At 60.9% G+C, this 12,674-nt stretch carries 14 protein-coding genes and 1 pseudogene; all 15 read left to right on the top strand.

Annotated features, from left to right (window positions below; translation table 11 throughout):
• A partial coding sequence (locus tag AW06_RS19985) for a flagellar hook-length control protein FliK (RefSeq protein WP_273704414.1) occupies window positions 1-813 on the top strand: 813 nt, incomplete at its 5' end.
• 75 nt (window positions 814-888) lie between these two features.
• Complete coding sequence (locus tag AW06_RS05615; RefSeq protein ID WP_034946932.1) at window positions 889-1,440, top strand: flagellar basal body-associated FliL family protein; 552 nt, start codon at window positions 889-891, stop codon at window positions 1,438-1,440.
• A gap of 6 nt (window positions 1,441-1,446) precedes the next feature.
• Window positions 1,447-2,451: a flagellar motor switch protein FliM gene (gene fliM, locus AW06_RS05610; RefSeq protein WP_034946929.1), complete on the top strand. Its 1,005-nt coding sequence runs from the start codon at window positions 1,447-1,449 to the stop codon at window positions 2,449-2,451.
• A complete protein-coding gene (fliN, locus tag AW06_RS05605) occupies window positions 2,444-2,875 on the top strand; it encodes a flagellar motor switch protein FliN (protein WP_034946925.1) in 432 nt (143 codons plus the stop codon). Before fliM ends, fliN begins: the two co-directional genes overlap by 8 nt.
• Before the next feature lie 143 nt (window positions 2,876-3,018).
• Window positions 3,019-3,420: a flagellar biosynthetic protein FliO gene (gene fliO, locus AW06_RS05600; protein WP_246148873.1), complete on the top strand. Its 402-nt coding sequence runs from the start codon at window positions 3,019-3,021 to the stop codon at window positions 3,418-3,420.
• Complete coding sequence (fliP, locus tag AW06_RS05595; protein WP_034946920.1) at window positions 3,407-4,162, top strand: flagellar type III secretion system pore protein FliP; 756 nt, start codon at window positions 3,407-3,409, stop codon at window positions 4,160-4,162. Before fliO ends, fliP begins: the two co-directional genes overlap by 14 nt.
• On the top strand, window positions 4,159-4,428 hold the full coding sequence (fliQ, locus tag AW06_RS05590) for a flagellar biosynthesis protein FliQ (RefSeq protein WP_034946917.1): 270 nt from the start codon (window positions 4,159-4,161) through the stop codon (window positions 4,426-4,428). Before fliP ends, fliQ begins: the two co-directional genes overlap by 4 nt.
• A gap of 7 nt (window positions 4,429-4,435) precedes the next feature.
• Window positions 4,436-5,218: a flagellar biosynthetic protein FliR gene (fliR, locus tag AW06_RS05585; RefSeq protein WP_034946914.1), complete on the top strand. Its 783-nt coding sequence runs from the start codon at window positions 4,436-4,438 to the stop codon at window positions 5,216-5,218.
• Window positions 5,219-5,346: 128 nt separating this feature from the next.
• Window positions 5,347-7,146, top strand: a complete 1,800-nt coding sequence (locus tag AW06_RS05580) for a flagellin (protein WP_034946909.1) — start codon at window positions 5,347-5,349, stop codon at window positions 7,144-7,146.
• 87 nt (window positions 7,147-7,233) lie between these two features.
• Complete coding sequence (locus tag AW06_RS19980; protein ID WP_138678558.1) at window positions 7,234-7,599, top strand: flagellar protein FlaG; 366 nt, start codon at window positions 7,234-7,236, stop codon at window positions 7,597-7,599.
• 48 nt (window positions 7,600-7,647) lie between these two features.
• Window positions 7,648-9,387: a flagellar filament capping protein FliD gene (fliD, locus tag AW06_RS19975; protein WP_138678557.1), complete on the top strand. Its 1,740-nt coding sequence runs from the start codon at window positions 7,648-7,650 to the stop codon at window positions 9,385-9,387.
• 20 nt (window positions 9,388-9,407) lie between these two features.
• A complete protein-coding gene (gene fliS / locus AW06_RS05565) occupies window positions 9,408-9,821 on the top strand; it encodes a flagellar export chaperone FliS (RefSeq protein ID WP_034946906.1) in 414 nt (137 codons plus the stop codon).
• A complete protein-coding gene (locus AW06_RS05560) occupies window positions 9,818-10,096 on the top strand; it encodes a flagellar protein FliT (RefSeq protein ID WP_034946904.1) in 279 nt (92 codons plus the stop codon). Before fliS ends, AW06_RS05560 begins: the two co-directional genes overlap by 4 nt.
• A gap of 139 nt (window positions 10,097-10,235) precedes the next feature.
• On the top strand, window positions 10,236-11,852 hold the full coding sequence (locus tag AW06_RS05555; RefSeq protein ID WP_034946901.1) for a flagellar hook-length control protein FliK: 1,617 nt from the start codon (window positions 10,236-10,238) through the stop codon (window positions 11,850-11,852).
• Between the two features lie 315 nt (window positions 11,853-12,167).
• Window positions 12,168-12,674 (top strand): annotated as a pseudogene (locus AW06_RS19970) (heme utilization protein); the annotation flags it as partial.

The raw sequence follows: 12,674 nt of genomic DNA, 5'->3' as shown, positions 1-12,674 counted from the left end.
ACGCTCGCGGCGATGCCCTCCCCCGCGCAAGCCGGGACGAACACCTTCGAACTGCGCGATCCGGCCAGCAACCCGGGTACGCTCGCGGCGATGCCCTCTCCCACGCAGTCCGGGTCAAACACCTTTGCACTGCGCGATCCGGCCAGCAATCCAGGTACGCTCGCAGCGATGGCTTCCCCCACACAGTCCGGAACGAAGACATTCGAACTGCGCGATCCGGCCAGCCAGCCGAACACGCTCTCCACAATACCCTTCCCTGAGCCTGGGTCGAACACGACCGAGCTGCGCGATCCGGCCAGCAGCCTGAGCACGCTGGCAGCCGTCCCCGGCAATGCCGTGAGTGGTGCAACAGTCACCGACGGCACCACTGACCACCTTCGGACACCGCTGCGGGACCCGTCCTGGGCCGGCGACCTCGGTCAGAAACTGTTGTGGTTTGCCAGCAATGAAAAGCAGCTCGCCCAACTGACCCTGCATCCACCACAACTCGGGTCGATAGAGATCACCCTGAATCTGGACAAGGACGCGGCCACCGCGCACTTTGTCTCGCCCCACGCCGACGTGCGGGGCGCGATCGAAACTGCGGTGCCACGCCTGCGCGAGATGTTCGCCGGTACGGGAATCGAACTCGGACAGGTCAGTATCGGCAGCGAATCGTTTCGTCAGCAGCCAGACGGGCAGCGGGAATCGTCGCACCGACCCCGACCACAGGCTGATAACGCTATACTTGACAGCGATTCCGCCAACGGCCTGCTATCAGGCAAGTCCTTCGTCGCGCAGCGTGGCCGCGGGCTGATCGATATTTTCGCGTAGCAATAGCCGTCCAGCCGGGACAAAGCTCGCGTAACGGCATGGACCAGGCTGCACACCCAGGGAGAGAACTGCCGCATGGCCAAGGATGCAAAGCCCGCAACCGAGGGCGTGGACGCCCCACCAGCAAAAAACAACAAGAAACTGTTCATCATCATCGCGATCCTGGTGCTGGTTCTCGGCATCGGCGGAGTTGCCGCCTTTCTGATGTTGAGGCATTCCCCGGAGCAGGGCGACGATGACGGCGAAGTCGCCGTGGAAAAAGTCAAACCGGTCAAGAAAAAGAAAGTTGACAGGAATGCACCGCCCGTCTATATCGCACTCGATGCCTTTACCGTCAATCTCGTCCCCGAACGTGGTGATCAGTTTCTGCAACTGGTCCTGTCGGTCGAGGTCGACGATCCGCAGACCGGTGACCAGCTCAAGGCCTACATGCCAAAGCTGCGCAATGACCTGACCTTGCTGCTGTCGAGCAAGAAAGCTTCGGATTTGATCAGTACCGAAGGCAAGGAGAAGCTGGCGAAGGAGATCATGGAGAAAATGAACGGTGTTCTCGACCCGGCCGGCAAAGGGAAGAACCGCGATGGACCCATCAGAGATGTGTTATTCACCTCGTTCATCATCCAATAAACCGCAATGAGCGCCGATTTCCTCTCCCAGGATGAGGTCGACGCCCTGCTCAAAGGCGTCAGCGGCGAAGCCGACGAACCCGAAGAGCTTGAAGAGGCTGGCGAGGGTCCCCGTCTATACAATCTCGGAACGCAGGAACGAATCGTTCGGGGACGCATGCCGACGCTCGAGCTGGTCAATGAGCGTTTTGCCCGTTACCTCCGCATCGGCCTTTTCAACTACATGCACCGCAGCGCCGAGATCTCGGTTGGCTCGATACGTGTGCAGAAATACAGCGAGTTCACCCGTAACCTGGTGGTACCGACCAACCTGAATCTGGTCGCTGCCAAACCATTGCGTGGTACGGCCCTGTTTGTCTTCGATCCGAGTCTGGTCTTTCTGGTGGTAGACAACATGTTCGGCGGCGATGGCCGCTTTCACACGCGCGTCGAGGGCCGGGATTTCACCGCCACCGAACAACGCATCATTCATGGACTGCTGACAGTGGTATTCAGCGAGTATGGCCGATCATGGAAGCCGGTCTACGATCTCACATTCGAGTACATCCGCTCCGAAATGAACTCGCAGTTCGCGAATATTGCCACACCGTCCGAGATTGTCATCGCAACGACTTTCTCGCTGGAATTCGGCGGCTCAAGCGCGGACATGCACATCTGTTTTCCTTACTCGATGATCGAACCGATTCGCGATCTGCTGTACAGTTCCATGCAGAGCGATCAGCTGTCAACCGATCGACGCTGGATCATCATGTTGCGCAATCAATTGAAGCATGCTGAAGTCGAAATCACGGCTCAACTGGCCACGCAGACCGTGACCCTGCGCGAGATTCTCAGGTTGAAAATCGGCGACGTCATTCCTCTCGAAGTCCCCGAGAAAATTGCCGCGCTGGTCGACGAAGTTCCCCTGCTGGAATGCCGCTACGGACAGCAAGGTGGGCAGTACGCGCTCAAGATCGAGCGTTTCATCGCCTCCGAGATCGCGGAGGCTTCCGTGAGAGAAGGCAATGGCTAAAGAAACAGACGATTTCGAGTCTCCGACGACCGACGACGCTGAAGATGACTGGGCTGCAGCGATGGCTGAACAGGCCATGGCTGAAGCAGCACCAGCCGCCAGGGCACAACCCGCCAACATCTTCCCGAGTTTTGATGACTCGGACCACAAGACTTCGATGATGAACGAACTCGACATGATCCTGGACATCCCTGTCCAGATCTCGGTCGAACTCGGGCGCACCAAAATCACCATCAAGAACCTCCTGCAACTTGCACACGGTTCGGTCGTCGAACTGGACGCCATGGCAGGTGAACCACTGAATGTCTTCGTCAATGGCACGTTGATCGCGCAGGGCGAAGTGGTGGTGGTCAACGACAAATTTGGCATTCGTCTGACCGATATCGTGACTCCTTCGGAACGGGCGCGCAAAATCGGGCACTGAGCGTCTCTGTCGAGCGTCTTTCTAACCGATCACGACGTTTTGACCTTCTCTCCACTTGTTTTAACATAGTGACCTGTCACCAAATCTGGCCGACCCTCTTGATTCGACACTGCAAACCCATTGGCCGTCACGGCACCCGCAGGGTGGGTCTATTGCTGTTCACCCTGTATGCGGGCAGCGCCTTCGCGCAGACCGCCGAACCGCCAAGCGTTTCAACCAGCATGCTGCTGCAGACCGTTCTGGCTCTGATCCTGGTCATCGGCATCCTGTTTCTTGCCGCGTTTTTGTTGCGCAAGCTCAATGGTGGCCGCGGATTCGGCAGCAGTGGCCCCTTGCGCGTCGTCGGTGGTCTGGTGATTGGCACCCGCGAACGTATCGTGCTCGTTGAAATCGGCGACACCTGGATCGTCGTCGGCCTCGTGCCCGGCCAGATCCGGACCCTGCACACGCTGCCGAAAGGCGACCTCAAACCAGCCGGCGATGGCGAGCGGCATTTTGCGCAGTGGCTCAAACAGATCACCGAGCGCAAGAATGAAGGCGGTTAAACACACCCCCTGGGTGCTTCTTCTGCTCGCACTCGCCGCGCCAACGTTTGCCTGGGCTCAGGCAGTCGAACTGCCGATGCTGACCAGTACGCCGGGTACCGGTGGCAGCCAGACCTACACCTTGTCGATCCAGACCCTGCTGACACTGACGGCGCTCAGTTTTCTGCCGGCTGCGCTGTTGATGATGACCAGCTTCACGCGCATCATCATCGTCCTCTCGCTGTTACGGCAGGCGCTGGGCACCCAGAGTTCGCCACCGAACCAGGTACTGATCGGTCTCTCGCTGTTCCTGACCTTTTTCATCATGTCCCCGGTTCTCGACACCGTCTACACCGATGCCTACCTCCCGTTGTCGGAGAACCGGATCAGCTACCTCGAAGCCATTGAGCGAGGTGCGGTGCCGCTGCGCAAGTTCATGCTCAAACAGACCCGTGAGGCTGACATCGCTCTTTTCGCGCGCATGACCAAGACCGCGAACTTTGCGTCGGCCGACGACATTCCGATGCGCCTGCTGATCCCTGCGTTCATCACCAGCGAACTGAAGACGGCCTTTCAGATCGGCTTCATCATCTTCATCCCCTTCCTGGTCGTCGACATGGTGGTTGCCAGCGTGCTGATGTCGATGGGCATGATGATGATGTCGCCGGTACTGGTGGCGCTGCCCTTGAAACTGATGCTGTTCGTGCTCGTCGATGGCTGGCATCTCCTGCTCGGATCGCTGGTCGCGAGTTTTGCCACATGACTCCCGAACTGGTCATGGATATCGGACGCCAGGCGGTCGAGATGACCTTGCTGATGTCCGCACCGTTGCTGCTGGCTGCGCTGGTAATCGGCCTGATCATCAGCATCTTTCAGGCGGCAACCCAGATCAATGAGCAGACTCTCTCCTTCATTCCCAAGCTGGTGGGGATGTACCTGGTTCTGCTTCTGGCCGGCCCGTGGATGCTCGAACTGATGGTCGATTACGTGCGGCGACTGTTCGAGAGCATCCCGCTCCTGATCGGCTGAACGCCGGATGATCAGCCTGAGCACAGCCGAGATCAACGCCTGGGTGGTGGCCTTTTTCTTCCCGCTGGCGCGCATCCTGGCCGTCTTCGCCGCGGCTCCGCCATTCGACCATCCTGCACTGAGCACGCGGGTCCGATTGCTGCTCGGCCTGGCGATCAGCATGGCCATCGTGCCCGTACTGCCCGGCGCGCCGCCGCTGGACCCGGCATCGGGAACCGGCCTGCTGATCCTGGCCCAACAACTGCTCGTCGGATTCGCCATGGGTTTTGCCATCCGCCTGGTGTTCACTGCCGTGGACATGGCAGGCCACCTGATCAGCCTGCAAATGGGTCTTGGCTTTGCCACCTCATATGACCCGCAGACTGCTGGCCAGACTGCAGTCATTTCGGAATTCATGGTACTGCTTGCCTTGCTGGTGTTCCTGGCCATCAACGGCCACCTGATGGTGGTTGCCACCCTGGCGCATAGTTTTACGGTACTTCCCATCGGGACTCAGGGTTTCGCAGCGGACTTCTGGGTGAAACTGGCGAACGCAGGCGCGATCATCTTTTCTTCGGGGCTACTGCTGGCGCTGCCGATCATCGTCGCCTTGATGATCAGCAACCTGGCCCTGACGACGCTGAGCCGCGCCGCGCCGCAACTCAACCTGATGGCCATCGGCTTCCCACTGACCATCGCGCTCGGATTCGCTGCCCTGATGGTCAGCCTGTCGTATCTGGGCGCCCCCCTGCAACAATTGTTCGAATACGGCCTGGAGTCGATGCTCGGAAATTTGCATATTGTCCGCTAAAGTTTTCCAGCGGCACGTCGTAAGAAAAATTGTCAGCGAAACAATCGCCACACAGGACGGGCCGGCAGACACCTGAGAGGCAGATCACCGGGAACCCGAAGTTATTCGACCAAGCCAGGAGAAAGAAAATGCCCCAAATCATCAACACCAACGTCGCGTCGCTGAACTCGCAACGCAGCCTCAACATGTCGCAAGCCTCGCTCTCCACTTCGCTGCAGCGCTTGTCCTCCGGCCTGCGCATCAACAGCGCCAAGGACGACGCCGCCGGCCTCGCCATTTCGACGCGCATGAGTTCACAGGTCACCGGCCTCAACCAGGCTTCGCGCAACGCCAACGACGGCATTTCACTGGCGCAGACCGCTGAAGGTGGCCTGCAAAGCATCACCGACTCGCTGCAGCGGATGCGCGAGCTTTCGGTGCAGGCCTCCAACGCCACCAACACCGCCACCGACCGCGCCGCCTTGCAACAGGAAGTCGACACGTTGGTGCAGCAGATCAATACCGTCGCCAGTCAGACCGCATTCAACGGCGTCAAGCTTCTCGACGGTACCTTCAACGCGCAGTCCTTCCAGATCGGCGCGAACAGCGGCGAAGCGCTGACGATCAATTCGCTCGCCAGCGCAAAAGCCGATGCGCTGGGCGTCGGCACGACTTCCTCGTTCAGTTCGACCACCGCCGGCGCAGTCGCCACCGGGGCCATTGCCGCTGGCGGCATCACCGTCAATGGCTTTGGCATCGGACCGAGCGTGCGGGACGGACTTTCCGCAGCCGGAAGCAACGATAGCGCCATCTCCAAAGCAGCCGCCTTCAATGCCGTGTCGGGTCAGACGGGGGTCACGGCCAAGGCGAGTGCCACTACGCTGGCCGGTATCGCGAATACGGCACAGGCTGCCATCGCTGGCGATGCCACCGACTTCATATACGTCAATAACGTCAAGCTGGGTGCTATCGCGGCAGGAGCAGACGCCGTCACCCAGGGCGCGAACGTCGCCGCGGCATTCAATGCCGTTTCCAACCAAAGCGGCGTCACCGCCACTTTCAGTACCTCGACGGGCGCGGTCTCGCTGACCGCTGCCGATGGCCGCAACATCAGCCTGATCGGTGCTGGTACAGGGGCTGATATCGCGAACACCGGTTTGACCATCGGCGCCGGTGGCGACATCGTCGCCGCCGGCGCCAGTACCGGGGCCGCCCTGGCTGCCGGAGATCTGACGATCAATGGCTACGATATTGGCGCAGTCGCCGCCGATGCTGCCGCGACGCCAGGGAACAATCTGGCCGCCGCGATCAATGCACTGACCAGCAAGACCGGAGTTACGGCCACCAATAACAGCGGCACCCTGACCTTGTCGGCTGGCGAGGGACAAGCCATCACTATCAGTGGCAACCTGGCGCACGCAACTGCTACGGAAACCGCCACCGGCTTCAGCGCAGATCAACTCGGCGCAGGTGCTGATGAGACCGCCAACGCGGCATCTTCCAATGCCGTCATTACGCGAGGCAACATCACTTTAAGCTCGACGAACAGTGCCGGCATCACCCTGAGTGGTTCCGACATTGCACGCTCCGGACTGAGTTCAGCCTATACGGCTGCCACGGCCACCTTTGGTGCCGGCATCGCCAGCGTTGATCTGACCACCGCCACCGGCGCTCAGAACGCCATTGCGACGATCGACTCGGCGCTGGCCAACATCAACTCGAGTCGGGCCAACCTCGGTGCACTGCAGAACCGCTTCGCCAGTGTCGTCAGCAATCTAGCGACCACCTCGGAAAACCTGACGGCCTCGCGCAGCCGCATTCTCGACGCCGACTTCGCTGCCGAGACCGCCAACCTGAGCCGCGGGCAGATCATGCAGCAGGCCGGTACGGCGATGCTGGCACAGGCCAACTCACTACCGCAGGGTGTGCTCTCGCTGCTGCGCGGCTAAGCAAACGCCGTCAAATAGCGCTAAGATCAGGGGTGCGGTCGTGATCAGGCGGTCGCACCCTGGCGTCTGTTCCCTAAGGAGTCCGAGATGAACATTCCATCCACTGCCGCTTCACTCCCCCCCCAGAGCAATCTGGTCGTTGTCAGCCCTGCGGCACGTGACGTCAAATCAGCGGGCGAAAACAGAACCATTGACCCCTCGCTGACCCTGCTGCCAGCACAGCCCCCCGACCGGACGCAGCTTGAAGCAGCCACCCAGAGCGTCCGCGATTTTGTCAAACCGATCAATGACAATCTGGAATTCAGCTTGGACGGAGATTCCGGGCAATTGGTGGTCAAGATCATCGACAGTGCCACCAAGGAAGTGATCCGCCAGGTGCCCTCGCAGGAAATGCTGGCCATTGCCAAGGCTCTCGACAGCATCAAGGGACTATTTGTCAAACAGTCGGCCTGACCAGTTGCATCGCTCGTAGTTCGCAGCTCACAGCCGCAGGAGAATACCATGGCGGTTTCGTCACCGGGCCTCGGCTCGAACCTCGATGTAAACAGCATCGTCAGCCAGTTGATGGCGGTGGAAAAACGACCGCTGACCGTTCTGGCACAGAAGCAGGCTGGGCTTCAGGCCAAGATCTCGGCGCTCGGATCGCTGCAGGGAACGATTTCGGCCATGCAAACCGCGGCAGGGAATCTGGTGCCCGTCAGTGGCACAACGGCGGCCCAGAAATTCTCGGCTTTAAGAACGTCGGTGGCCGACGCGACGATCGCTTCGGCCACCACGACATCGAGCGCGGTAGCCGGCACCTATAGTCTGGCAGTGACCCAACTCGCCACTCAGCACAGCATCACCACGCCGGGCGGAGCCAGTTCGCCTTTCTCGGGAACCAACGGAACCCTCTCGGACGGCGGTACGCTGACCCTTGCACTCGGCACGGCGGACGGCGTCACGGTGAGCAAGACGACCGACATCACCATCGCGGATGACTCCACGCCTGAGGCCATCCGCGACGCGATCAACGCCGCCAACGCTGGCGTTGCGGCGCTGGTGATCAATGGGACCGATGGCAAGCAACTCCTGTTGACCAGCGACACCGCCGGCAGCAACCAGGTCATCAAGATTTCTGGAAGTACTGGCCTGTCCTACGTCGCTCCAGAGGCCAGGCACCACAGCGTCAGCACGGACATCGGCGTATTTTCCGGGGTCGGCGGCACCCTGCCGGTTAGCGGCACGCTGACCATCAAACTCGGTGACAGCGACGGTTCCAATATCAACAAGACCACCGATGTCACGATCGCCGCCGACTCCACCCCGGAAATGATGCGCGACGCCATCAACAGCGCGAGCGCAGGCGTGACGGCAGAGGTCATAGACGGCACATCAGGTAAGCAGCTCGTGTTGACCAGCAACGCCAGCGGCAGTAACCAGTTCATCGAATTGTCGGGGAGCGCCGCCCCAGCCAACACCCGCTCGGATCCGGTCGAGCCGGCAGATACCTTTACCCAGACGCACGCCGCACTCGGCGCCACCTTCACGCTGAATGGCGTTGCGGTGTCGTCCGCCACCAACACCGTGACGACGGCGATCGACGGCATCACCCTGAATCTGTTGAAAGGCCCGGAAGCGCCCGCGACCTCGCTCAGCACCACGCTGACGATCAGCAAGGACAATACCAGCCTGACCACCGGCGTCAATGCGCTGGTCAAGGCGATCAACGATTTCCAGAGTACCGCCAGGAATCTCGGCAGTTACGATGCCACCAGCAAGAAAGCTGGTACGCTCAACGGTGACAGCACGCTGCGGACAGCACAGAATTCCTTCCGCACCGCACTTGGCGAGATTCCCTCCGCGCTCACCGGTGCCAGCCTGCAACGTCTGTCGGACATCGGCGTCAGCCTGCAGAAGGACGGCACGCTGACCGTCGATGCCGCCAAACTGAGCACGGCCATCGGCAAGGATTTCAACGGCGTCGCCAACCTGGTCGCCGCCTACGGCAGCGCGGTCAAGAGCGCTGCTGATGGACTGGTCGGTAGCGGTGGCCTGATTGCCGCCCGCAGCGACGGACTCAATTCCTCGATCGTCAACCTCGGCAAGCAATCGACCGTGATATCGAATCGGCTGATCGATATCGAAGCGCGCTATCGCAAGCAATTCACCTCTCTCGACACGCTCATCGCAGGAATGACCACGACCAGCACTTTCCTGACGCAGCAACTCGCCAATCTGCCCAAGTACAGTAATAGTTAATCGTTCACCAGGAGTCCGCAATGTTCGGCAATGCACGCAACGCGATTTCAGCCTATCAGAAAGTAGGTATCGATGCAGCCATCGAGGTGGCCGACCCGTACCGGCTGATTCTGCTGCTCTTCGCCGGCGCCCAGACCGCTATCGGCAAGGCCCGCGCTGCCATGCAGCAACAACAGATCGCCGCCAAGGGGGAAGCCATTTCCAAGGCCATCGACATCATCGGCAACGGCCTCAAGGTCAGCCTCGACCTCGAACAGGGTGGCGAACTCGCCGAGCGCCTCTATGCCCTTTACGACTACATGGTGCTGCGACTGCTGCGCGCCAACCTCGACAACGATTTGCGCGCGCTCGAAGAAGTCGCGGCCCTGCTCGAAGAGATTCATGGCGCCTGGCGAGAAATCTCACCCCAAGCGCGACAAAGAGCCGTTGCATGAGTTCCTCCCTGAGCGCGCTCGAGCACCTGCTGGCGCTTGCCGAAGCGATGCTCAGTGCCGCCGAGAACAGTGACTGGGACTTGCTGGCCAGGTACGAGGCTGACCGCCGAGCCCTGACCGACAGCCTGCCAAACAACCTGACAAGCCAGCTCGCACCTGCGGCGGCCGTGCGTGCGCGCACGCTGATCGAGAATTGCCAGCGCTGCGATGCGCGCATCCGCCCGCTGGTCGAAGCCCGCCTGAACGAACTGCGCGTCGTCCTGCGAGAGGTTTGAGGGAATTGCCGTCTAACGGTCATGAACTTTCCACGCCCCCCGATCATGAAAGTCATGACCGTTTCCCTCTCTCCCGACCCCTCCCCCACGAGTGGGAGAGGAGATTCGTGAGTCGCTGATGCGATTTTCACGGTAAGCCATGATCCGCCCCGACATCGCCAACCGCCTGCAGCCGACTGCCGATCTCGCGCCGCGGCCGACACCACCGGGACAGGAGATTACCGACAAACTGTCCGGCCTCGTCGTCGGACAGCGCTTGTTGGCTGAAATCCAGTCGCTGCTGCCTAACGGCTCGTACCGTGCGCTGATTAACCAGCGCAGCGTCACCCTTGCCTTGCCCTTTGCCGCCAGGAGCGGCGACGCGATCGAGCTGGAGGTCGCCGAGAGCAACGGCAAGCTGACTCTGGCGGTGCTGGCAAAAGCAGGAGCCGACGGCGGTCGGGGTGGTATCGAAGCTGCCACCACCAGTCTGAGCCGCACCGGGCAATTGATCGGCGATCTGCTTGGCGGCACACGCAACGCCGGCCCCGTGGCGCTGCCGCTCAACGGCAATCAGCCGATCGCCGCCAGCCCGCCGGCTAACGCCCAGGAGCTGCTGCCGCTACTCAAGGAGGCGATCAGCAAGAGCGGCATGTTTTACGAATCGCATCAGGCGGAATGGCTTGGGGGCCGCTACAGCAAGGCGCAATTGCTGCAGGAGCCACAAGGGAAGCTGGCTCCCCTGGTCGCAGCGAAACAGCTCACAGCTTCCCAAGTTGCGACCACGCAGGCATCATCCCCGGTTGCCGAGCCTCTCACCATGCCAGACGCATCCGTCGGGATCACATCAGAACAGGTCAGGCCGGTGGACCTGAACCTGAACCTCTCCATCAGCGCGCCGGCACCCGGATTGCAGGAAGTGCAGGGGAAATCGGCTTCCCTGGTGGCCACACCACTAGAGGCGGCTCCCCAGATCACGGCTGCACAGGCATCGTCCCTGGCAGGAGAACCCCACGGCATGACAGACCCCGCCGTGGAGGCCACGCAAGCACAGACCAGGCCAGTAGACCCAAGTCCCGCCACCCACCAGTCAGCATCACTGCTGCAAGTGCCAGAGGGAAGACCGGCTCCAGTGTTGGCCGAACCGCCAGTCACGGCGCCCCGGCTTCCGGCTACCCCAGTCGTGACCCTGCAGGAGTTCCCCCAGGCTGCCGAACCACCGGCCATGTCAGGCAGTGCCGTGGAAACCACCCAGGCACAGGCCAGGCCAGTGGATCTGAACCCTACTAGCAGCCAGTCGGCCCAATCTTCCCAAACCCAACCATCCCAAACTCTTCAGCCTCCCTCATCAGTACTGCCTTCCCAGCCCGTCGCCCCACAGGCGCAGGCGATCGTCCAGCAGCAACTCGAAGCCTTTGCGACCCAGAATTTTTCATGGCAGGGACAAATCTGGCCCGGTCAGCAAATCCGCTGGGAGATTGCCAACGAAATTAACCACCGTGAACGCAGGGGTGACGGCGCTGCTGATTCCGGCGAGAACAGCGAAAAGTGGCAGACACGGCTGCGTCTAACACTTCCCCAGCTCGGCGAGGTCGATGCCCGGCTGCACATCCAGGGCAAGCAGATCACGCTGGCCGTGGTCGCCCCCGACGCCGGAACCCGCACACGATTGCGCAGCGAGGTCGCAGCCCTGCGCAGCCAGTTCGAACAGGCCGGCCTGGACCTCGCGTCATTGGGAATTACCGCGCCACCAGCGAGTATCCAGCCCGCTCAATGAGCAGCGGCAGACGCCGCAGCAACCCATGATGCGAAACCGAAAGCAGGCCAATCATGACCAGGCAGGCTCGGCCTCCTGCTGCTGGCCGGCGTGGGAAACCCTGCACGGCCAATGTTCGGGCGCAGGCAAAAAAGACTGAATCTGTGAAATAGTTGGCTAAAAGTTGGCTAAAGTTTTCCTGACGCAAGCCGATGATCTAATCGTCTGACGCGTTTCGATGTGCTCGACCGGCATCCCAAAAAACGCCCTTGCGCAATAATTTAATTTACTTTCGAGACTTCTTTCAGGGCAAAAGAAGTCTCCGAGGATGAATAGATGTCAATCATTACGTCCCTTACGACCACGCAGATCAGTACTCTCGATGCCGGACAAATCGCCGCACTGACGACCAGCGAGATCCGGGAACTCTCCACCAACCAGATCGCCGCCGGCCTTAGCACCACCCAGATCGTGGCGCTTACCCCGGCGCAGGTCGCCGCATTCACCACCGATCAGCTCGTCAATGGCCTCACCACCGCGCAGCTGGCGGCCATGGAAACCACCGATGTCGCGGCACTCAAGACCAGCCAGGTCGCCGCCCTGACCACCACTCAGATCGCCAATCTCGGCACCAGCCAGATCGTCGCGCTGACCTCGTCGCAGGTCGCCGCGCTCACCACCAATCAGCTCATCAACGGCCTCACCACCAACCAGCTGACGGTCCTGGAAACCCGTGATGTCGCGGCACTCAAGACTGTCCAGGTGGCCGCGCTCACCAGTAGCCAGATCGCCATCGTCCTTGGCAGCAGCCAGATCGCTGCAATCAGAACGTCGCAGGTCGCC

It is taken from the genome of Candidatus Accumulibacter cognatus (genome assembly GCF_000584975.1).
Classification (GTDB): Bacteria; Pseudomonadota; Gammaproteobacteria; order Burkholderiales; family Rhodocyclaceae; genus Accumulibacter; species Accumulibacter cognatus.
This window is presented reverse-complemented; position numbering and strand designations above follow the sequence as displayed.